At 60.0% G+C, this 21,372-nt stretch carries 17 protein-coding genes; 15 read left to right on the top strand and 2 right to left on the bottom strand.

Annotated features, from left to right (window positions below):
• The first annotated feature begins 77 nt into the window (after positions 1-77).
• Genes P9236_RS11710 through P9236_RS11700 form a run of 3 tightly spaced genes read left to right on the top strand, consistent with a single transcriptional unit; the run spans position 78 to position 5,972 of the window.
• A complete protein-coding gene (locus P9236_RS11710) occupies positions 78-2,435 on the top strand; it encodes a TerB N-terminal domain-containing protein (protein WP_278074775.1) in 2,358 nt (785 codons plus the stop codon).
• Positions 2,432-3,751: an ATP-binding protein gene (locus tag P9236_RS11705; RefSeq protein ID WP_278074774.1), complete on the top strand. Its 1,320-nt coding sequence runs from the start codon at positions 2,432-2,434 to the stop codon at positions 3,749-3,751. The genes P9236_RS11710 and P9236_RS11705 overlap by 4 nt, the downstream gene beginning before the upstream one ends.
• Positions 3,732-5,972 carry a DEAD/DEAH box helicase gene (locus P9236_RS11700; protein ID WP_278074773.1) on the top strand — a complete coding sequence of 747 codons (2,241 nt, stop codon included), beginning with the start codon at positions 3,732-3,734 and terminating at the stop codon, positions 5,970-5,972. The genes P9236_RS11705 and P9236_RS11700 overlap by 20 nt, the downstream gene beginning before the upstream one ends.
• Positions 5,973-6,443: 471 nt before the next feature.
• Here P9236_RS11700 and P9236_RS11695 read toward each other — a convergent pair whose 3' ends face one another.
• Positions 6,444-7,214, bottom strand: a complete 771-nt coding sequence (locus P9236_RS11695) for a hypothetical protein (RefSeq protein ID WP_278074772.1) — start codon at positions 7,212-7,214, stop codon at positions 6,444-6,446.
• A 156-nt stretch (positions 7,215-7,370) separates the two neighbouring features.
• Here P9236_RS11695 and P9236_RS11690 point away from each other — a divergent pair, with 156 nt between their 5' ends.
• The 7 genes from P9236_RS11690 (at position 7,371) to P9236_RS11660 (ending at position 14,674) form a co-directional block, all read left to right on the top strand.
• Positions 7,371-8,093, top strand: coding sequence for a LuxR family transcriptional regulator (locus P9236_RS11690; protein ID WP_278074771.1), 723 nt, complete (start codon positions 7,371-7,373; stop codon positions 8,091-8,093).
• A gap of 85 nt (positions 8,094-8,178) precedes the next feature.
• Positions 8,179-8,862, top strand: coding sequence for an acyl-homoserine-lactone synthase (locus P9236_RS11685; protein WP_278074770.1), 684 nt, complete (start codon positions 8,179-8,181; stop codon positions 8,860-8,862).
• 164 nt (positions 8,863-9,026) lie between these two features.
• Positions 9,027-10,019: a hypothetical protein gene (locus P9236_RS11680; RefSeq protein ID WP_278074769.1), complete on the top strand. Its 993-nt coding sequence runs from the start codon at positions 9,027-9,029 to the stop codon at positions 10,017-10,019.
• Positions 10,020-10,079: 60 nt separating this feature from the next.
• Positions 10,080-10,967 (top strand): transglycosylase SLT domain-containing protein, encoded by an 888-nt coding sequence (locus tag P9236_RS11675; protein ID WP_278074768.1) that lies wholly within the window; start codon positions 10,080-10,082, stop codon positions 10,965-10,967.
• A gap of 259 nt (positions 10,968-11,226) precedes the next feature.
• A complete protein-coding gene (locus P9236_RS11670) occupies positions 11,227-11,814 on the top strand; it encodes a hypothetical protein (RefSeq protein WP_278074767.1) in 588 nt (195 codons plus the stop codon).
• A gap of 284 nt (positions 11,815-12,098) precedes the next feature.
• Positions 12,099-13,625, top strand: coding sequence for a hypothetical protein (locus P9236_RS11665; protein ID WP_278074766.1), 1,527 nt, complete (start codon positions 12,099-12,101; stop codon positions 13,623-13,625).
• A gap of 17 nt (positions 13,626-13,642) precedes the next feature.
• On the top strand, positions 13,643-14,674 hold the full coding sequence (locus tag P9236_RS11660) for a serine protease (RefSeq protein ID WP_278074765.1): 1,032 nt from the start codon (positions 13,643-13,645) through the stop codon (positions 14,672-14,674).
• 356 nt (positions 14,675-15,030) lie between these two features.
• Here the strand turns inward: P9236_RS11660 and P9236_RS11655 are convergent, their stop codons facing one another.
• Positions 15,031-16,113 carry a site-2 protease family protein gene (locus P9236_RS11655; protein WP_278074764.1) on the bottom strand — a complete coding sequence of 361 codons (1,083 nt, stop codon included), beginning with the start codon at positions 16,111-16,113 and terminating at the stop codon, positions 15,031-15,033.
• Positions 16,114-16,260: 147 nt separating this feature from the next.
• On the opposite strand from P9236_RS11655, the gene P9236_RS11650 reads away from it, so the two are divergent.
• The 5 genes from P9236_RS11650 to trbB all read left to right on the top strand — a co-directional run bounded on the left by P9236_RS11650 (position 16,261) and on the right by trbB (position 21,365).
• Positions 16,261-16,545, top strand: coding sequence for a DUF1778 domain-containing protein (locus tag P9236_RS11650; protein ID WP_278074763.1), 285 nt, complete (start codon positions 16,261-16,263; stop codon positions 16,543-16,545).
• Positions 16,546-17,079 (top strand): GNAT family N-acetyltransferase, encoded by a 534-nt coding sequence (locus tag P9236_RS11645; RefSeq protein WP_278074762.1) that lies wholly within the window; start codon positions 16,546-16,548, stop codon positions 17,077-17,079.
• A gap of 758 nt (positions 17,080-17,837) precedes the next feature.
• Complete coding sequence (locus tag P9236_RS11635; RefSeq protein WP_278074761.1) at positions 17,838-19,868, top strand: conjugal transfer protein TraG; 2,031 nt, start codon at positions 17,838-17,840, stop codon at positions 19,866-19,868.
• 118 nt (positions 19,869-19,986) lie between these two features.
• Positions 19,987-20,400 (top strand): CopG family transcriptional regulator, encoded by a 414-nt coding sequence (locus tag P9236_RS11630; protein WP_278074760.1) that lies wholly within the window; start codon positions 19,987-19,989, stop codon positions 20,398-20,400.
• The gene (gene trbB, locus P9236_RS11625; RefSeq protein WP_278074759.1) at positions 20,397-21,365 is read left to right on the top strand and encodes a P-type conjugative transfer ATPase TrbB; all 969 of its coding nucleotides are present in this window, start codon (positions 20,397-20,399) and stop codon (positions 21,363-21,365) included. Before P9236_RS11630 ends, trbB begins: the two co-directional genes overlap by 4 nt.
• Positions 21,366-21,372: the final 7 nt, after the last annotated feature.

Below are 21,372 nucleotides of genomic sequence, written 5' to 3'. Positions count from 1 at the left end.
TTGTTCGAAGATTGTCTGATACCCGCAGACCATGCCATGATGTCAACGGAATATCCTGAGGGTCCGGGGGGACGACTATGGAATGGTTCCTGATCGGCGCGGCGTTGGTTGCGTGGCTGATCTATTTGGGACGCAGCCAAAGTTTCGCAGAAGAGGCGCCGCAGCGCTCACGCCGAGCTATGCAGGAAAGGTCTGCGCCGACGAGCGGACGGATTGCGTCGATGCAGCAGCCTTGGCAGGACCCTCGATCTCGTCCTGACAGGCGCTTCACCGATGGAAGCAACCAGTGGGAAAAGCGATCGTTCACTGAGTGCCGGGCCGCAGCCGCCGACAGCCGAGCCATGGGAGCCCCGGCGAGGTGGTTGCCTGCCGGAGAAAGCGTTCGGGTAGCGGGAGTTACCATCCAGTCGGGCATGTTCTATCTCGGCGGGTCCTTCCCTGGGAAAGCGGGTGCCGAGAACTGTCTGGTTGACCCAACTTGCCAGGTCGGCTCCGTAAGAGGCGATCCCGAAGGCAAGACGTTGCCCTACTGGCCATCATATCGGTCGATCTCCCCGGGGGCGCGTCGGACCTATCTCGAATGGCTTGCAGGAGGCAGGAACGATCCTTCGATCGGCATAGGCTATGTTTTCATATTCTTCTATGGCCTCGAACGTCGTCTCTTCATCGACGAGGCGAGGAATGAGGCTCCGGCGATGGCAGCGGAGGTCCGGCGCCTTCTAGCGCTCCATGGCGAGAACTACTCCTTCAAGGGCTACGCTTCCAAGTTCCTGGATGTGGCAGACTTGATGGTGAACCCGGACACTTCTCGTCCGACGCTTACGCCAGACCTCAGGAACGGCTACGAGATGCCGCTGTCCGTAAGGGCTCATCTCGGGCGGAAGCTAAGTTCCAAGCTTCCTTTCGACAGCACCGACGCGCTCCTGTGGATATTGTCCCTTCCAGACACGCAGCTGCGCACGCCCGCATCCAGATGCTTCGAGGAACTCGTCGAACTCTGGCACCTACGGTTCGCGTCGCGCTATCCGGACGGGTTGAAGGTCAATTCGCCGAGGACGAACATCAAAATCGAATACCGGGCGGCGAGCGGTGGCTTCGGGGGCAGGGTGGACCTGTCGGATAGCGAGCTCGGGCCGCTTCCTGACATCGCTGCCCTTTCCGCGCCAATTGATGGTCTGAGAGACCTTCTCACCGCCTGTACCGACGAGCTTGCCGCCTACAGCCGTCTTCTTGGGAAGAAACCTGACGCCAAGGGCTCTGTCGAAGCCGCTTTCCTGTTGCCCAAGGAGATCCTTACGTCCGGCTCCGGGACCGGAGCCGCGGCGCTCAAGCGCGTTGACGATCTTTTTGGCGATCACAGGATCGCCGGGGTGAAGTTGGCACGACTGGCGCAAGCCCTGGGAATGGAAATCCCGACCAAGGGAAAGCTCGGCGCCGGCCTGTGCAACCAGATCGGCGCCTTGATGGACAAGCTGGATGTTGGCTTCGAGCCGGACCGCAGGTACGGCTCGCGCTACCTGGAAGCCGACGGCTACATTCTGCTGTTCAAGGCGAAGGATGGCGCTCCCGTTGACGGCGAGGCTTCAGCCTATGCTGCGGCCAGGGCGATGGTAGAGGTGGCGGCGCTGGCGGCCGTCTCCGACGGAAAGGTCGAGCCCAGCGAATTCGAATCGATCAAGGCGGACATCCGTTCGTTTCCAAGCATAGGCGGCGTCGAGCGCGGCAGGCTGATGGCGTATGCCAGTACGCTTCTCAAGGATCCGGCGGCGCAGCAATCCGCCATCAAGAAATTGGGCAGCATCGGTGCAGATGCCCGCGCCAGCGCCGTCCGATCGGCCACGTCGGCCGTCCTGGCGGATGGCTACGCGGCTCCTGACGAGGTGAAGTTCCTCGAGCGGCTGTACAAGGCGCTCGGCTACCCGGTGGAGGATCTGTATTCCACCCTCCATCGCGGGTCGGTCGCGCTCGACGAGCCCGTCGCCGTCGCTCCGGAGACGCGTGCGACCGGCGTTCCGATCCCGGCGCCGCCTCCCACATCCCCCTCGGGCGGTCTCAGAATCGATCACGGTCGCCTGGAGCGGATCAAATTCGAGACCACGGCCGTGTCGGAGCTTCTCGCGGGCATCTTCACCGAACAGGAGCCGCCAGCCTCACCGCCTCAGGTCAGGGAACCTGTTGCTGCCGAAGGAAAATTCGCCGGCCTCGACGGCGCTCACGCCAGGTTGCTGAGCCTTCTGGCCGAGAGCGGCGGACTGGATAGGCAAGCGTTCGAAGACGAGGCGCGGAAGCTGCGGCTGTTGCCCGACGGAGCGATAGAAACGATCAACGAATGGGGTTTCGACAGGTTCGACGAACCTATAATCGACGGCGACGAACGCGTTTCAGTCGTAGAGCATCTCAGGGATAAGCTGCAGCAAGCGAGGGTGGAAGCATGACGGCTGTCACGACTATCAAGACGCGCGATCGCGATGCCATTCTGCAGGCGCTCGCCGCCGGCGTTGTCCCGAAGACGGGACTTCGTCATGTACAGGTCGGCCGCGCGGCTGAGGTGGGAGCGTTGGTCCGCGATATCGATCGCATTTGCGACGGCGGAGCAGCGATCCGTTTCGTGATCGGCGAATATGGGGCAGGCAAGACCTTCTTTCTGAATCTGGTGCGACTGGTCGCGCTCGAGCGCAAATGCGTCACGATCCATGCCGACCTCGCGCCGGACCGCAGGATCCATGCGACGGCGGGCCAGGCGAGGGGACTTTATGCCGAAGCCGTAAGGAATATGGCGACGCGGACCCGGCCCGACGGCGGCGCACTGCCGAGCGTGGTCGAACGCTTCGTGACGGACTGCATCCAGGAGGCAGCACAAGCGGGCGTCCCGGTCGAGCGCATCATCGATCAGCGTCTCGCGCACCTGCAGGAACACGTCGGCGGCTATGACTACGCGATGGTCCTAAAGGCGTACTGGAAAGGAGGCGAGCAGGGCGACGAAGTCCTCAAGGCCTCGGCCCTTCGGTGGCTCCGCGGGGAATATTCCACGAAGACGGAAGCGCGCCAGGCGCTTTGTGTCCGCAACATCATCGATGACGACAACGTCTATGATTCCCTCAAGCTGCTGGCAGCCTTTGTGAGGCTTGCGGGGTACGCCGGGCTGTTCGTTGTCTTCGACGAAATGGTGAATCTGTACAAGCTTCAGAGTGCCCAGGCTCGCAACCAGAACTTCGAGCAGGTCCTGCGCATGCTCAACGACGTGCTGCAGGGCAGCTTCGGCGGCTTCGGCTTCGCGTTCGGCGGCACGCCGGAGTTCCTCATGGACACCCGCCGCGGCCTCTACAGCTACTCGGCTCTGCAGTCCCGCCTTTCCGAGAATGCGTTCGCGACGAACGGCCTGGTCGATCTTTCCGGTCCGGTGCTGCGCCTCCAAAGCCTCACGCCCGAGGATCTTCTGATCCTTCTTTCAAATATCCGGGCAGTGTTTGCCTTCGGCGATCCCACCAGGAACCTCGTTCCGGATGAAGCCCTTCCAGCGTTCATGGAGCATTGCAACAAGCACGTTGGCGATGCCTACTTCAGGACGCCGCGGAACACGATAAAGGCGTTCGTGCAGTTCCTGGCAATCCTTGAACAGAATCCTGGAACGGAGTGGGCGAGCCTGGTGGGTCGGGTCGATATCGCGCCAGATGCAGAAAGCTCTTCGGTGGACGAGAGCGAGGGCCAAACCGAGGGTGGGGACGAGGATCTTGCCACCGTCAGGCTCTGAGGCCACCTCTGGATTCGACAGGCTCCATGAAACGATCCGGCGCTGGATCTGGGAGCAGAAGTGGGAGGAACTCCGCGACGTCCAGGACAAGGCGATCGCCGCGATCCTGGGCGGCCGGAACGATGTCCTGATCGCGGCCGCCACGGCGGCCGGGAAAACGGAAGCCGCCTTCCTGCCAATCCTGACGAAAGTGGCGGCCCGGACGGAGCCGGGCGTGTCGGTTCTCTATGTGAGTCCGCTCAAGGCGCTTATCAACGACCAGTTCCGGCGCCTGGACGACCTCTGCGAGCGAATGGAGGTCGACGTCGTCCGATGGCATGGGGATGCGCCTCAAGCCGCCAAACAGCGTACAAGACGCGACCCGCGCGGCGTCGTGCTGATAACTCCGGAATCCATTGAGGCGATGCTCCTGCGTCGTCCGGGCGATGCAAGGAGGATGCTGGGCGCATTGGACTTTATCGTCATCGACGAACTGCATGCTTTTCTGAGCGGGCCACGCGGTCTCCATCTGGCAACCCTGCTGCGGCGGCTGGATGCCCTGTCAGCACAGCCAGCAAGGCGGATCGGGCTTTCCGCCACGATAGGCGACCTTTCCGTTGCCGCCGGCTGGCTGAATCCGTCCTCTCCATCGACCGTTTCGATCGTGGAGTCCTCGGCCGACTCGCCCGAGCTAAGGCTCCAGGTGCGGGCATACGCGGATGGCGACGACGCCGAAGAGATCGACGGACTGGAGGCGGAGGAGAAGCCAGTCGCACTGGACTTCATCGCCGACCATATGTTCGCGACACTTCGCGGAGCAAACAACCTTGTATTCGCGGGATCGCGTAGGCGCGTGGAAGCCCTGGCGGACAGGCTGCGGACGCGATCCGAGAAAGGCGCAGTTCCGAACGAGTTCTTTCCCCATCACGGAAGCCTCTCGAAGCAGTTGCGGGAGGAACTCGAGGACAGGCTGAAGAAGGGCGATCTCCCCACCAGTGCGGTCGCGACCACCACGTTGGAGCTCGGCATCGATATCGGATCGATCAAGTCCGTCGCACAGGTAGGGGCGCCGCGTTCGATCGCGTCGCTTCGGCAGCGCCTCGGACGCAGCGGGCGCCGGCGCGGCGTTCCGGCAATCCTTCGAATGTATGTGCGGGAACGCAATCTCGGACAAGATTCCGACCCACTCGATCACCTGAGGTTGGAGACCGTGCGTACCGTGGCAGCCGTGCGCCTGCTCGTCGCCAAGTTCGTCGAGCCACCTTCCGTCGTCGACGCCGTTGCGACAGTCGCGCTTCACCAGACGCTCTCCGTGATCGCACAGGACGGCGGGCAGCGCGCTGATCGCCTTTTCCAGACGATATGCTCGGCGGGTCCGCTTTCCGTTCTGGGAAAGGGCGACTATATCGAGCTGCTGCGCGGTATGGCTTCGGCGGACAATCGTCTGCTGGAGCAAGCGCCAGATGGCACCATCATGCTCGGCGAGACCGGAGAGCGGCTCACGGCTGGCCGCGACTTCTACGCGGTGTTCTCAACGGACGAGGAGTGGCGGATCGTATCCGGTGGGCGGACGCTTGGCGCCATCCCTATCTCGAATCCTGTCGCAGTCGGAGTGGTGATTGCCTTTGCAGGGCAACGCTGGCGTATCGCTTCGGTGGACGACCGCAGCAAGGTGCTCGAGGTCGAGCGGCATCGGTCCGGGAAGATTCCGAAATTCGACAACGTGATGAGCGAGCCTGTCCACGACAGGCTTTCGGCCGAGATGCGAGCGGTCCTGGAAGGCGACGACATTCCCGCTTATCTCGATGCGACCGCCGCCGACTTCCTGCGCCAGGGGAGGGAGGCCTACCTGGAGCTTGGACTGCGGCAGACGAGATTCCTGCCGGCAGGGAAGGATACGCACGTCCTGACCTGGAGAGGCACCGAAGCCAATGCCGTTCTCGCCTTCACATTGGTTTCGGCAGGCCTTGAATGCGCGGTGCACGACGTGGGCGTGACAGTTCTGGAGACTAGACCTGAAGAAACCGAGGCGGTCCTTCGCCAGGTAGTTGAACGCCCACCGGATATTCAGTCCATTTCGGAGTTCGTCGAGAACCTCGAGACAGCGAGGTTCGACGGTATGGTCCCTAAGCCGCTTTTGAGAAGGCTGTGGGCCAAGGCGCGCGCGAACATAGGGAAAGAGATCAGCGCTGTCGCGACAGAACTGCTCAATCCGCGCAGCTGGGCGGTGCTTGGAGATTAAATTGCTGCCCCGAGAGGCGATCGGGTCGCTGGGCAATGCGGTTCAGCCGCAGTCTAAACAGGACGAATGACGCATGGCGAGGCAACATTCAACGCCTCTGGTTATCTCGGGCGACGGAGCTTCGGTAGTGACTGCAAGGCTCCTCGAGCTTGGCGGAGGGGACATGGCATGACCGAGGCGGCGATCCAGGATCTCATTCATCGCTTTCCATCTTGCCTGCCTATCGCCGAGATCGATCCGTTATTCGCTAACCCGGTACCGATTTGCCGAGAGCTTTCGACGCCGGCTGGTCCAATCGACAACTTCATGGTTACGCCTACAGGCCTGCCAGTACTCGCTGAATGCAAGCTTTGGCGCAATCCAGAAGGCAGGCGGGAGGTAGTTGATCATGTAGGCGCGCATCGGTGGAGATAGTTCTGGCCGCAGTAACGCCGCTCGAGAGTTGTTGAGGCAGAGCCCTTGGCAAGCTGCCTAGCGGGTCTTGTCTGCGAGTTCGTCGTGGATCCGTGCGCCGACAATACAGAAGCTTTTCACCGCGTCCTTGTAGGACTGCAAGGTCTGGCGCATATGGGCCAGATGTGTCTGCCGCATTGCCTCCAACTCTTCCATCGCCTTGACAAAACGCGCAGCGGCTTCCTGTGGCGTTTCCGGTTTCGGCGGGCCATCGGGCATTGGCAGGATTGGGGGCGGAAGCCCGCGCGGAGTCTGTATTGCAAGGAGTCTGTAGTCGTTGGCTAGTCGACCATAGTCGCTCAGCGTGGACTGGATACCAACGAGTTGCCGAACAAAATCGCGAAAATCATCCGCCGGAATGACTTTGAGGCTCTCTGCATCCTGCTGGATGTTCAAGAGGGCGATGCCGAGGGAGGGGATGAAAACGGGCTGCTGGTCGATCTGCACCCCGGCCAGCGTTTTGTTGATCGCTTCGCATTCCTGACCAGCTATCTGCAGAAGACCGACGACACGGTCCTTCTGTTCGCGCGAAGCGCGCCAGTTATCGAGATACAGGGCTGCTAGCACACCGAACAGCGTGGTGAGGATCGGCAGCAGGAGGAGAGCGATCCACGGGTTTTCGATGAGGCTGCGTTTCTGGCTGGCCGCAACTTTGACATCCGACGATTTTGACGGACTGTTTGCTTCAGTCGAAGCAGGCGCTGGCTTCGTGCCGGTTTTCTCCGCCTTAGGCCGAGCCGACCCTTGTCGTTTCTTGTTGGCGCCAGCCAAGCGTTTCCCACGCGTCATCGCGTACCCCTCTAGATTAGCAGCGCCAGCTATCGCATCAAGCAAGCATTGACAGGCTGCCGAGGCTTGCTGGACGACTTGATATCACGGGCTTTTGCCTATGCGAGTTTTCTAAAATAAGCTATAGATTGATCGTGCGGGAGACGGGGCTCTGGCATGATCGATTCAGACGTATTCGACTTTGTCGAGCGGTGCCGGAAGCACATGGCTACGGGGCCGCTTTTGAGCGACCTGCTAGGGACAGTAACAAAGCTTGGATTCGAGCATCTTATATTGAGTGGCGTGCCGTTGGGCGGGCAGAAACTCGCGCCGATGGTAGAATTGAACGGCTGGCCGGAAGGCTGGTTCGAGCGCTATGTAGAAGCCGAGCATGCCGCTGTGGACGGCGTCTGTATCTATTCTGCCAAGACATTGAAGCCATTTCTTTGGTCCGATGTACCCGCCAAATGGTCTGGGACGGAAGCTTCGCGGCGCGTCGCCGGCGAGGCGACGGAGTTCGGCATCTGGAGCGGCTTCGCCGTGCCGATGCTGAGTGTCCATCACTGGCAATCCGTGCTGTCGTTTGCCTCCTCGCAAAAGACCTGCAAGCTGTCTGAACGCCAGCAGGTGCAACTGGTCACCATGGCGGTCTACGCCGGCATGACGATCCAGTCCTTTTCGAATGACGCCGAAGATGGCGACGGGCCGCTGACCGACCGGGAAAAGGAAGTCCTGCTGTGGGCCGCGGCCGGCAAGACCTCGTCGGAAACCTCGCAGATTCTGGGGCTGACCGAGCGCACCGTCAAATGGCACGCCACGCGGGCCCGCGAGGCGTTTGGCGTCGCCACCACCACCCAGGCCGTCGTCGAGGCGGTGCGTCGGCGCCTGATTCACCCGTAAGTGCGTCAACTGTCCGATCGGACAGGTGACGTACATTAGAACGGCTGCAACTATTCCCCCAAAAGAACGATCGGGGGATCGCGCGATGATTGCGGCACATGTCGTCAATGCGCATAACAAGCATCTCTACGAAAACGAATTCGACGAGTTTCTGCGCCGCCGGCACGATTTCTTCGTGCATCAGAAGCATTGGCGCCCTCCGAGCCCTGACGGTCGCGAGCTAGACCAGTTCGATACGGACGCGGCGACCTACCTGCTCGGTATCGAAGACGGCCGCGTCGTGACCTCGGCTCGACTGATCCCAACGAGCGAGCCGCACATGGTCTCGGAGGTCTTTCCTCACATGTGCGAGAAATCGGGCGTGCCCAGACGACCCGACTGGGCCGAATGGACCCGCACCTTCGTCGTTCCCGACAAACGCGGGACCGGCTTGCGAGGCACGCTCACGCAGCTCTGCTGCGCGGTGATGGAATACGCCCTCGACGAGGGGCTCAGCGCCGTCGGCGGCGTCCAGGAAACCTACTTCATGCCCCACCACGGCGCGCTGAAATGGCACGCCGAGCCGCTTGGCATGGCCAGGGAAGAAAACGGCGAGTGGTACATCGTCGCCTACATCGAGGTAAATGAGGCGGCGCTCATGAGCGTGAGAAAAATTCTTGGGATAAATCATACACTGCTGGTTCGTCAGGGAAGGCAATTGCCGTTCGTTGTCGGTCCGCACGAGCGCGGCCAGCATGAGGTGAGCTTTACCTCTCCCCTGCAGCAGTAGGTCCGCTCAGTCGCCTTGCCTGCACGAAGCAGTCTCACAGCATTGGGACCCTGTCATGGTCTCAAGACTACCCATAAGGCCGATCGAGATCGGTGCATCGTGATGGTTCAGTATTGCCCTTTAACCGTGCTGCGGCTCTGTTCGGTAGGGCTGGAGGAGAAGTCATGACCGCGAGATCCAATCCTGCCATTTGTGCAATCTGCTGTCTTGCACTTGCTGGTTCAGCACAGGCCCACTCCCTTGAAATTGGTGCAAGCGGGTCGGAGGCGAAGTGGGATCCTGCCCGACTAAATTACCTTCCTTTGGATCGCGTGCCACACCCTTCTTTGGGCACAGGCCATGACGGATTAGAGTACGTTGTCGTGCTTCCGAACCGTTGGGCCCAAACTCAAGTTCTCCATGTCTGTTTCGTCGGTGGCGCGCCCGATCTACGTAAGAAAATCGTCTCAATCGCTGAGATCTGGATCCAGCACACGAATTTATCTCTCGCGGGAGGCAGCGAAAACGGTCCCGACTGCGCTGCGCACGACAAGAGCGAAATCCGCATCGGTTTTGCTGAGCCAGGTTACTGGTCGTATATCGGAAACGACAGCCTCACCCAAGATCTCATCGACAACAGCCTCGTATCCATGAACTTTGAAGGGTTCGACAAGAACCCACCAGCCGAGCCACGCTTTACGGGCATAGTTCTCCATGAGTGGGGACATGCACTTGGACTGCATCATGAGCATCAAAGTCCCGCCAGTGGATGCGATTCCGAATACGACTGGACAAAATTATATGCCTACTACCAGCAAAACTACGGCTGGGATAAAAAGATGGTGGACAATAATGTGAAGCAGTTGATGGCTGATCGATCGGCGTACGACTGGTCAGAGCGCGATCCGCAATCAATTATGATCTACGGCAGTAATCCGAAATTTTTGAAGAAAGGCGCTCACAGCAAATGCTACTTTCACGACAACAACTCATTATCGAACCTCGACGTAACCGGCATTGAGAAGACCTATCCTGCAGCCAGCGCGCAAGTCGCCCTGAAGTTTCAGTCAGCTACCCTGCCAATTGTGCTCGGCATGAAGATCCCTGATAACCTGCGATTCGCGCTGAGCAGGCAGCAGATCCTCGTCAACAAGCAATTGAACCTGCAGAAGCAGTAGTCTCTCGTCGGCGTGGCGCCGCCCAGTCGACAGTCGACGCAACCAGCCAAGGATACTCGCATGACTTGGATTTCTGGTCGAACCATTTCCCCATCCAGCGGTGAACTCGTCTTCTGGATTGACGAGAACGCCAACTTGCCGGGGCCCCAGAACTGGGAACAGATGTGGCAGACTTGCCAGGGTGAAGAACCCATCGTTGTCGCGCAAGAGCGAGAATTGATCCGGCCAACGCTCCTCGAGGACTATGGAATTGCGTCGCCGACCCAAGCCTGTTGCGTCGATACCGGAGGTGTGGCGAGAGATCATCTGATGGTCGAACTATGCCATCTCGCCACGGAAAAGACGGCCCGCGAAGATGTCGAGCCAATGTCCAATTGTAGCACCTCGTTCCGGACGTTGACGTTTACCTTGGTGAACTTCGACATCACCGATGGTGGCGACTCGATAGAAACCACGCGAGGATGCGTCGGTCACAACTGCGATGAAATCGCCATCGCTCTTAGGACGCGCGGAAAAAATCCATCGCGCGCCACGCTCAACCCAATGTTTCCCAGCGATATCTTGAGAGCGATCGCCTGGCAGGAGAGCCGCTGGAATCATTTTCTGCCCAACGGTAAGCCCAAGTCGAACACCAATACCAACGGCACGGTCGACTGGGGGTTGATGCAGATCAACCAGGCCACTGTTGAGCAGCAGTGGAACTGGAAGTTGAATCTGAGCCAGGGGATTTCGTTACTTGGCACCAAGAAGACGGCTGCGGAAAATTATCTCAACAGGCATCCTAAGGGGGTGACCGCTGAAATGATCGAAAATGAGATGATCCAAAGATATAATGGTGGCACGTATTACAAATGGGACGCGAGTGGCGGTGGCTGGGTTGAGCATCCTGCTAACGACTATGTGGCCTCGATAAGGGCAATCGTCGCAAGTAAACCCTGGCAGTCTTGAAGTGAGCCGTCAAAAAAAGCGCTCTCCGGCACAAAGGAATTAGGAAACCATTGTCTGTAGTTCACCGCCATTGTACGGGAGGGAAACTGTGCGGCGACCTCGTCGAACAGGAGTTTGCGATTGGTTAGCCGAACGATCAGAATCGCTCATCGAAGGGCAGCTAGCATTAGTAAAACTAAGAGTGGCGGCATACCAGTCGCTGGAAGAGCTGGTCGCTAAAAGTCAAAGCATCGGGTCAACCTTTTGATGGAGGACAAAATTGCACCGCTCGGCTTTATGCGCCGTTATTGCCTGCGCCGCTGGGGAGGTTTTTCTCAGCGGCTGCGCGAACGTATCGGTTACTCGAGTGACGTCCTATAACCAACCAGGGCTCCGATACTGGCGACCTGCTCCGTATCTGGCGCTGGAGGAAACGAGTGAAAGCGGCAAGACAACGTGCAATGCCAAGATAGTGATGCTTCCCGACAAATCCGAGGAGTACGCAATCACGATGAATGCTGGCGTTGGGACTGCTTCGGCGAACCCCCAACTCCAGGACGGCTGGAACCTGACGGGTCTTAACGCGAGCGCAGACAGCAAGACCAATGAAAACATCACTGCGCTAGCCTCCCTGGCCAAAGTTTTGGTTCCTCTTGCGGCTCCTGGCGCCGCTAGTCCCGCGCCTCGCAAAACGCAGGTGGTTCGTTCCAACTGCCACGGCCTTTACCGGATGGTGTTCGATCCAGTCACTGGGCAGGTGATCGGGGTGCGCAAAATTGGACTTCCGGGAGAAGTCAATCTGGATTCGTCCGGTTCTACGGCCCCAAGCGATGGGAGCAGAGACAAAGGGGGTAAGAAGGCCGGATAGAACTGCGCGGCGGGATGCTAGGTGCCAGCGTTCCGGATTTACCGTCACGGACGGCGATCGCCTGGCCGAGGCCCGATACCTGCATCGATATCGATCCGCTCGTGGGGGTGCTGCGCACCATTAGCACCCGAAATGGGTGCCTCGCGGTGCAATTCGGAGAGCCGTTTGGTGAGGATGAATCCTCTACGGTCCATGAAAGGTCAGGCCGAGTTGGTCGGCTGCCAGCACATTCGCTCATCATGTGCTAACAGGTTGTACTTTGGGAAAGTTGGGCGGAGCCAGTTATGATCGGAAGTATCCGTACGATTTTCGCGACGTTCCTCGTTTTCGGCAGCATCTACATCGAGTTGACGCACGCAGGCGCATTTGCACAGAGCCAGCCAGAACCGTTCAGGCCGTTGGTGTTTGTGCCTGGCATCCTGGGCACGGAGTTACTTGACGAGAAAGGCAAGGTCGTTTGGGGCGACTCCTCGTCGTTATCCAATTTCGAGAAACTCGAACTCAACGCAGCTTCGCCGCAGCCACCGCTTCACCCTGGTGGCCTGGTCGAAAGCATCAATATTCTCGGCCCGTTTTGGACGATTCACCAATATGACGGTTTGCTGTCAGTGCTTCGGAAACTTAATTATGTGGAGGGCAATAATCTCTTCATATTTTATTATGATTGGAGAAGAAGCAATTTCGACAATGCTCGGAAGCTGAAGGAGCTTATCGACAGCAATACTGCTCTCAAAGGTAGGGACATCGATATCCTAGCCCACAGCATGGGCGGCCTTATCGTCAAAATCTACCTGAATGAGAACGCCAATGACGCTCACGTCGTGCGTTTTGTCAGCTTGGCTGTTCCAAGCCAGGGGTCGATGAACGCCCTGGCCGAAATGACCAACGGATGGGGCGGCTTTGAAAATTGGCTGTCAGGTGGCATCGGAACAATCCGCCGGGTAATGTTTTCATTTCCGTCTCTGTATGAATTGTTCCCCAGCTACGATCACTGCTGCCGCTTTGGAAAGCCAGTGCAGGGAGGTTACACCGACTTCGATCCGGCAGACGCGAGGCTATGGCAGGCAGGCGACTGGATACCTCCTGAGGAACGGACAGGGCCAAGGTTGGCGGAGGTGCTTCAGGATCTCGACAACGCCCGCAAGCTGAAGGCGATATTGCGGCAGCCCTTGCCCTCGAGCATCGAGCAGACGGTCTTTGCTGGCGACAAGTTCTCGACCAACCTCTACCTCTACGTAGATCCCAACGATCGAACCTGGGTACACTGGCACTTCAGCCAGAGTGTCGGGGATGGCACCGTGCCGCTGTGGAGCGCGGCAAATTCGGACTCGCCTGCCCAAAGCCTGCCGGCTTTCACCAATCATGCGACGATCTTTGACGACCAGTGGGTGGTGAACAAGCTGCAACGCATGCTGAACAAGCATGCTGGGCCACCACCAATTTCGAAAAACAATCTTCCGTTTGCCAGCACAATGTCAGACAGCCTCGTCGAGGTTTCGATGGTTAAGGCTGAGTTCGGCCAGTCTGTAGTCAGGGCTGGGGACGATGTTCCTCTGACGATCTCTGTAGCCTTCGTCGGCCCCATCGCGAAAGGCGACCTGCAGCCTGACCTTGTGCTCAGCGATCCTGCGGGGTCGCAACAGTTGCAGGTTCAGGATGTCACGTCGGCCACTGACGAAGCCAACCGCACGCTATCCTTCTCCGCTTCGGTGCACACGTCGCTACCGGGCGCCTACTCAGTTCGAATATCCATTCCCGGAATGGGGGGCGCCTACAGTCGTGACATCGTAGCCTTACCTCCTCACTCATGATTGCGGGAGCTTCGACAATGCGAAAACTGGAACTGCTCCTGCTGAGTGGCTTGGGCTTTTTCTATTCGGCGGAAGCATGGGGGCAGGCGATCGACAAAGACAAGATCTGGAATGATAACCGCGGAGCGGTCGTGCAGATTCACGCTTTCGGCACCGGCGCGGACGGCTCGCGGAAACCAATCGATGCCGGAACAGGGGTCTTCGTTTCGCCTGAAGGATACATCCTCACGGCCCTGCACGTCGTTGGAAAGGATGACGACTGGGCGAAGGTCGGACCGGACCAGACCCCCGACAGGCATGTTGAGGTGACGCTGCTGGACCACTCGGGATCGCCGCATGTCATCTCCCAGAACGCATATGTGAAAGTCATCGCAGGTGTCGACCTTGCGCTGCTACGCGTTGATGGCCACTGCTTCCAATACTCCAAGCTTGCTATGCAGCGTCCCAGCGGGTTCCCGACCTTGGTGGCGATCGTATGGGGAGCCGACACGGTTCCGCATCCGACTTCGACCGATCTAACGGAAACGGATGTGTCGAAAAATGGAGACAAGCTCACCGTCGATCGGATCGCTGCTCCGGGTGGCTATAGCGGGTCGCCACTCTTCAACTCGGCGGGCGAAGTCGTCGGTGTGCTCGACAACCGTTTCGGCGACTTGGCAGCGCTTGCCATCCCCTCTACCGAAGCGGTCCAGAGCGTTCCGGTCACCAGTCAAGGATCTGGGGACGCTTATCCAGCCTCATGTTATGCGCTTTGCCCGCACCCCGATAACGGCATCGATCATTGGAATCATGAAGAGGCCTGGACAGCGGATTCAGGATGGCGCGACGGCGGCAGCGACCCGACCAGCTTTTGCGCCACCGAGAAGCTGAAGCAGGAGAGTGCCCATCCCGGTGCGGTAGTAACCTTTGAAGCCTTGCCGGAAGACCATCGAGTGCAGTGGAACCCATTCAAGCACGATCAATACCGCTACTCTTGCAAAGGCGTTGACCGATGGGACCCGGTGTATGTTGCGGCGCGCTCGCCCGCTTGCGGGTTACAATCCCAATAAAGATCAGTCCGTTGCTGAAGGTCGCAGAAGCCATTGACACTCGGGCGACGTCGCACTCCCATGGCACCGCGCTAAACCCCGCACGCGATGGGCGCTGCAGGCCCACTGGGGGCCAGACACAACGCCCTCCCGCTAATGCAGAGAGGGGTCGTTAGATCAACGTGCGCCTTTTTGCAGTCGCGTCTCCTAGGAGCGTCAGGCAGCAATCGGTCCATTTCAGCCATTGTTAATGATTAACGGAGCTGCGGAATGGACAGGCCACAACGCCCTTTCAATGTTCGCCTTTTGTGCTTCGAAAGTCGCATAAAAAGGCAGTCTGGAACTGGCGGAAAGACGGTTTCCTCGATCAGGATCTGTCAGCGTGCGACGGCGCTGCGCAGCAGCATGAGCTCGCCGATGTTTTCAATGATGACATAGCCGACCAAACGGCCCTTGCCATCCACCACACCGACGGCAGGTGCGGCTCCACTCTTCAGGTGTTCGAGCGCCTTGATGAGCTTATCATGGTCGCGCACCACCGGGATATTTGCCGCCATTGCCTCGATCACAGGAGTCTGACCGCCGTGCTTCTGCAGGCCGGCGACGAGCCCCTCCCGCGTCAGCACACCGCGCAGCACGCCGGCAGCATCAACGATCGGGAACTCGTGTTGCGTCGTGCGCAACAGGCCCTGTGCTGCCTCGTCGAGGGTCGCGGTCGCCGGCAGGCTTTCGAACCGGCTGATCATGACGTCGCGGACGTTAACGGCACGCGCCGCTGCCTCGAGCCCCATCGCCTGCGTTTCCGCAGTGGCGGCGAGGTAGACGAAGATGGCAACGAATATGAGCAGCACGTTGCCGGCGACGAGACCGATGAAGCCGAAGGCGAAGGCGGCGAACTGACCAACGGTCCCCGCAATCTCCGTCGCGCGCTGGCGGTTGTAGCGCGTGGCGAGCAAGGCCCGCAGCACACGCCCGCCATCCATCGGAAAGGCCGGAATGAGGTTGAACAGGACCAGCCATATGTTGACGGCAGCGAGGCGAGCCACGAACGCGACATGCGGGTTATCCATTGACATCAGCGCGTCGATACCGACGGCGGTCCCGAGCGCGACGACGAGGAAAGCGGCAATGACGACATTGACCAACGGGCCGGCGAGCGCCACGACGATCTCTTCCGACGGCTTCTCGGGTAGGCGCTCCAGCTCCGCGACCCCGCCGATCGGCAAGAGCGTGATCTTTGGAGTTCGGATGCCGTAGCGACTAGCGGCAGCGGCATGGCCGAGCTCGTGCAATACCACGCAGGCGAACACGGCGCCGATGAAGCCGACGCCTTCGATCGCAGCCGACGTTCCCCCCTCCTGGAAATAGGCGATACCGATCCAGGCAAGCAGCAGCAGGAAGGTCAGGTGGATGCGGATCTCGGTGCCGCCGACACGGAGGATCGGGTAGGACCACTGCATGGTGTGACTCCGTGGGGTCGGGAAGTGCCGGAGAAATAAGTACGAGCTATTCGCTGCGAAGGCTAGATTGTGAACCGCCTCCACTTAAAGCAGTATTGCAGTCTGCGTTACGGTACCGTATATACAGTTGCAGCATAGGAGCGCGACATGGCCACCACAGCCCCGAGAAAGGAAACACCTGTCTCGATGCGATTCCGCGACGATGATCTGACGATCATTGATCGTGGCGCGGAACTGCTCGGCTTGTCACGCACCGAATTCATGCGTCGCGCCGCATTGCACGAGGCGCAGGCGGCGATCCTCAACGAGACCGTCATCCGCCTCTCGCCCGACGCCTATGACGCCTTCATGCAGGCAATTTCCGCCCCGGCGGCCGCTCCGCCGCCGAAGGTGGCCGAACGGCTGCGACGGGCAGCACCCTGGAAACGCTAGGTGGCGCTTTCCGGCATTGAACTGCTCGGCAACACGCATCGGCTTGACGCTTTCGACTGCGGCAAGCCGGCGCTGAACGCGTGGCTCTCCGGCTTTGCCCGTACCAACCAGCAGCGAGGTTTCACCCGTGTTCTGGTCGTTCACGAGGACGGGGACGTTGTCGGGTATTATGGTCTTGCGCCAGGCGTGATCCAGCCGAACAGCGCGCCTCGGGCGATCCGCACCGGGCGGCCACCTGACCCCATCCCCTGCCTCCTGATTGGACAGCTTGCCGTCGATCATCGCTATGCTGGGCAGGGCATCGGCAGCGGACTCGTGAAGGATGCCCTGCAGCGCTGCCTCGCCGGGGCCGATATCGTCGGCGGCCGCGCAGTCGTTGTCCGGGCGATTGACGCCGAAGCGGAGCGCTACTGGCAGAGCTGGGGCTTCATCGCTTCGCGTGACAACCCATCCGTGCTTATGCGGTCAATCCAGGACGTGCGCCTCTGGATGGCGGACAAAGGGTCACTAGATCCGCGTCAATCGGGTCTTTAAGGCTCGAGTGAATCGCCCTCGCCGTCTCCAGTGTACCGCACGGAACGCATGGACAAGCCGGTTCCGACCACTCGGCGCAGCCCAGCTTACCGATGCCGGTATGCCCGACAGACACCTGTGTTCGGCCGCGCGTTAGCAAGACGAGTCGACGAAAGATCGCGCGTCTAGCTGCACCGGAGCAAAAAGGTCTTTGCCGACGTCATTTCAGGGTGCGTTCGGCTCGGCCGCGGGGCAGGGCAGAAAAGAGCTGTCGCCCGTGGCTCTCGGCTGATGTGCTTTCCAGCCGATCACCCCAGCGTCGTGCTTCTTCGGCAAGAAGGTACGCAAGACCTGATCGGCGTGTTGCGCGCAGGATCTGATCGCCGCCGGGCCGCGCAGTCCGCAGCCGGGCGCGCGTTACACCTATGTGACGACGAGAACTTGTCTATCGCAGTTCGGGCTCGACACGCCGCGCCAGCTGCCGGACTCGAGGCGCTCGAAGACGCCGGCCTGCTGTCGAAGTTGAAGAATTTGGCCGGGGATACATCGGCTTGGTCGGGGAGGGCGACGGCGAAGGCGGCGATCGAACGAGAGGCGTCGTTCAGGATGAGGCGCTCTGAACTGTTCGAAAAAGGGGTCACTTACGACAACGAACTCAGGGCCACGCAACGGATCCAGCGTCAGTGTCCTCTTCCATTGGGCTCGATCGTACGTGAGGAGCATTCCAGTTGCCGTTGTCAGGCGCGATGCTTGATCCGTTTTCCAAACGGAGAAAGCCCATGACGCCTACGAAACTACTCGTCGGCCAGATTGCTCTCGTATTTGCCATTGTCATTCTTGGCATGTGGACCGCGACCCAATGGTGCGCCCACACGCTGGACTATCAAGTGCAACTTGGAACGCCATGGTTCGTGGCGGCTGGCTGGCCGATTTACAAGCCATGGCGACTGTTCGAATGGTGGTTCCATTTCGACGCCTACGCGCCCGAGGTCTTTGACCAGGCAGGTGCGCTTGCCGGTGCCAGCGGGTTCTTGGGCTGTGCGGCCGCAATCGCCGGTTCGCTCTGGCGCGCACGACAGCGCGGGCTGGTCACCACTTATGGCTCTTCACGGTGGGCCAAGACGCAGGAGATTGCGAAGGCAGGGCTATTTCGACCGGCCGGCGCTTTCCTCGGCAAGCTGGAGGACCGATATCTGCGCCATAGTGGCCCGGAACACGTCATGGCCTTTGCCCCGACACGTTCAGGCAAGGGCGTTGGCCTGGTTGTCCCAACGCTCCTTTCCTGGACTGGTTCAGCTGTCATTCATGACATCAAAGGCGAGAATTGGCAGCTGACCTCCGGGTGGCGATCGAAGTTCTCACACTGTCTTTTGTTCAATCCGACCGATCCACGATCGGCGCGCTATAATCCATTGCTGGAAGTCCGCAAGGGCTCGGACGAGGTTCGCGATGTCCAGAACATCGCCGACATCTTGGTCGATCCGGAAGGCGCCCTGGAACGGCGAAATCATTGGGAAAAGACTAGTCATTCACTCTTGGTCGGCGCCATCCTCCATGTGCTCTACGCCGAGGAGGAAAAGACGCTCGCACGCGTCGCCAACTTTCTATCGGATCCGCAACGTTCTTTTGCCGCAACACTGCAGCGCATGATGACGACGAACCATCTTGGAGCCGCAAACAAGCCTCTGGTCCATCCCGTCGTGGCTTCCGCGGCGCGAGAGGTGCTAAACAAGTCTGAGAACGAGCGTTCGGGTGTTCTCTCGACCGCTATGTCCTTTCTCGGTCTCTATCGCGATCCAACCGTGGCCGCGGCAACGTCGGTCTGCGACTGGCGTATTGCTGACCTCATGGATGCCCAGCGACCTGTGTCGCTCTACCTGGTTGTGCCGCCGTCAGACATCTCGCGCACCAAACCGCTGGTGCGACTGGTGCTGAATCAAATCGGCCGGCGGCTCACTGAGCGCCTCGAGGGCGATCCAAAGAAGAGCCGCAGGCATCAACTGCTCATGATGCTCGACGAATTTCCGGCGCTCGGTCGGCTGGACTTTTTCGAGACTGCGCTCGCCTTCATGGCGGGATACGGCATTCGCGCCTACCTGATCGCGCAATCCTTGAACCAAATCTCGAAAGCGTATGGCGAGAACAACGCCATTCTCGACAACTGCCACGTGCGCATTGCCTTCTCATCCAATGACGAGCGCACGGCCAAACGTATCTCTGATGCGCTTGGCACTGCCACGGAACTCAGATCCATGCGCAACTATGCCGGCCATCGGCTGGCGCCCTGGCTTTCGCATGTCATGGTCAGCCGCCAGGAGACCGCTCGCCCGCTGCTGACGCCAGGCGAGGTGATGCAGCTGCCGCCATCAGACGAACTGGTGTTGGTTTCTGGGTTGCCGCCGATCCGTGCGAAGAAGCTGCGCTATTACGAGGATCAGAATTTCACCGAGCGGGTACTGCCTTCGCCGGTCCTGCACGACGGTCCATACGTGGACTGCCCTGTCGCGCGTCCGGACGATTGGACTGGACAGCTGCGCAGCGTCGACTGCCGTCTAGCTGTCGACGACGAAAGTGTCGGAGCGGCAACTGACGACGAGGGCGGCGTTCAGCAGCAGCGTCATCCTGGTTTGCCGGAAGAACAGGCCGTCGTCGCCCACGAGCCCGACCAGGAAGATCTGTTGAAGCCCGTCGACGATGATAGCGAAGCACTCGCCGACAAGCGTGTCTTAGACCGAATTTCCACCGCGGCACGCGCCTACGGCATCAACGAGGGTAGGGGCGACGACAAGGACATAGTGCCCGGCTTCTGAACGCCGCCTAAAGTCAAAGCGTATCTAAGCGTAGATAACGACCATAAGCCATTTCGGTCGGCTGCCTCATGCTTGTTCTCGTCGCCGGCGCAATGCCGGCCTGTCGAGAACAAGCCCCATGAAGCCCCACCGCATTCGCCATCAGTTTCTGCTCGAGCCTGAGCTCAGTGAGAAACTGGACAATCTCAGCCGCGATCCCTCGACCACCAAATCCGCGGTGGTGGCGAAGGCGGTTGAGGCGTTTATTGAGCGGCGCGGAGAGAACGAGCTCGATCGGCGCTATGGCGTAAGGCTTGACCGTCTTTCCCGCGACCTCGCTCATGTCAGGCGCGATGCCGAGATGATCCTGGAGAGCCTGGCGCTCTTCATACGCTTTTCGATCACGCTTCATGCCCACACGCCGGTTCCCGATCGGGCAACGCAGGCCATCGCTCAAGAACGTTTCGACAAATTCGTCGAGCAGGTCGGCCGGCAGATCGCTTCGGGTAAGCGCTCGCTTGTCAAAGACAAAGGCGTGGGAGGCGAAGCATGAGCTCTCACCCCGAAGCCGACCATCGCCGGCGTGCGATGCTGCGCACCGCCATGGGCCCGGCGATCACCGAGGCGCTTGCCGATCCATTGGTCATTGAGGTGATGGTCAATCCTGATGGCGCGTTGCGGCTCGACCGTCTCGGAGAAGGCCGCGTCGAAACTGGCGTGCACATGCACCCATCCGAGGCGGAACGCATCATCCGCCTCGTCGCCTCCCACGTGCGCGCCGAGGCGCATGCCGACAACCCGATCGTTAGCGCCGAACTGCCGTCGGGCGAGCGCTTCGAGGGGCTGTTACCGCCAGTCGTGCTGGCGCCATGCTTTGCCATCCGCAAGCCGGCGGCAAAACTCTACACGCTGGCCAACTATGTGGCCGATCGCATCATGTTGCCACTCCAGGCTGATGCGCTGAGGAGCGCGGTACGCGAGCGACGTAACATTCTGGTCGCTGGTGGCACGTCGTCGGGCAAGACGACGCTGGCCAATGCGCTCTTGGCGGAAGTCGCTGAATGCGACGAGCGGGTGATCCTCATCGAAGACACGCGCGAACTGCAATGCGCGGCAAAGGACTCCGTCGCCCTGAGAACCAGGCGGGGCTCGGTCACACTTGCCGATCTCGTACGTTCGACGCTCCGGCTTCGGCCCGACCGCATCATCGTCGGCGAGGTGAGGGGCGCGGAAGCTCTCGACATGCTGAAGGCGTGGAACACCGGGCACCCCGGCGGTATCGCGACGGTCCATGCCAATTCGGCACGCTCCGCTCTCTACCGCATCGAGCAACTCGCCCAGGAAGCTGTCGTCACGGTTCCCCGCCGTTTGATCGCCGACGCGGTCGACTTGATTGTCTTCATCGCCGGGCGTGGATCCTCGCGCAGCATCGACGCGATCGCCGAGGTCACCGGTCTCGACGGGAGCGGCGACTACGCCCTCACCCCGCTCACACTCCCGCAACTCCAGCAGCTCTGAAAGGCCT

It is taken from the genome of Mesorhizobium sp. WSM4884, from assembly GCF_029625675.1.
Classification (GTDB): Bacteria; Pseudomonadota; Alphaproteobacteria; order Rhizobiales; family Rhizobiaceae; genus Mesorhizobium.
This window is presented reverse-complemented; position numbering and strand designations above follow the sequence as displayed.

Bases quoted from the DNA above. Each gene is read 5' to 3' on its own strand.
- P9236_RS11710 (WP_278074775.1), top strand. From the start codon at position 78: ATGGAATGGTTCCTGATCGGCGCGGCGTTGGTTGCGTGGCTGATCTAT.
- P9236_RS11705 (WP_278074774.1), top strand. From the start codon at position 2,432: ATGACGGCTGTCACGACTATCAAGACGCGCGATCGCGATGCCATTCTG.
- P9236_RS11695 (WP_278074772.1), bottom strand. From the start codon at position 7,214: ATGACGCGTGGGAAACGCTTGGCTGGCGCCAACAAGAAACGACAAGGG.
- P9236_RS11690 (WP_278074771.1), top strand. From the start codon at position 7,371: ATGATCGATTCAGACGTATTCGACTTTGTCGAGCGGTGCCGGAAGCAC.
- P9236_RS11685 (WP_278074770.1), top strand. From the start codon at position 8,179: ATGATTGCGGCACATGTCGTCAATGCGCATAACAAGCATCTCTACGAA.
- P9236_RS11680 (WP_278074769.1), top strand. From the start codon at position 9,027: ATGACCGCGAGATCCAATCCTGCCATTTGTGCAATCTGCTGTCTTGCA.
- P9236_RS11675 (WP_278074768.1), top strand. From the start codon at position 10,080: ATGACTTGGATTTCTGGTCGAACCATTTCCCCATCCAGCGGTGAACTC.
- P9236_RS11665 (WP_278074766.1), top strand. From the start codon at position 12,099: ATGATCGGAAGTATCCGTACGATTTTCGCGACGTTCCTCGTTTTCGGC.
- P9236_RS11660 (WP_278074765.1), top strand. From the start codon at position 13,643: ATGCGAAAACTGGAACTGCTCCTGCTGAGTGGCTTGGGCTTTTTCTAT.
- P9236_RS11655 (WP_278074764.1), bottom strand. From the start codon at position 16,113: ATGCAGTGGTCCTACCCGATCCTCCGTGTCGGCGGCACCGAGATCCGC.
- P9236_RS11650 (WP_278074763.1), top strand. From the start codon at position 16,261: ATGGCCACCACAGCCCCGAGAAAGGAAACACCTGTCTCGATGCGATTC.
- P9236_RS11635 (WP_278074761.1), top strand. From the start codon at position 17,838: ATGACGCCTACGAAACTACTCGTCGGCCAGATTGCTCTCGTATTTGCC.
- P9236_RS11630 (WP_278074760.1), top strand. From the start codon at position 19,987: ATGAAGCCCCACCGCATTCGCCATCAGTTTCTGCTCGAGCCTGAGCTC.
- trbB (WP_278074759.1), top strand. From the start codon at position 20,397: ATGAGCTCTCACCCCGAAGCCGACCATCGCCGGCGTGCGATGCTGCGC.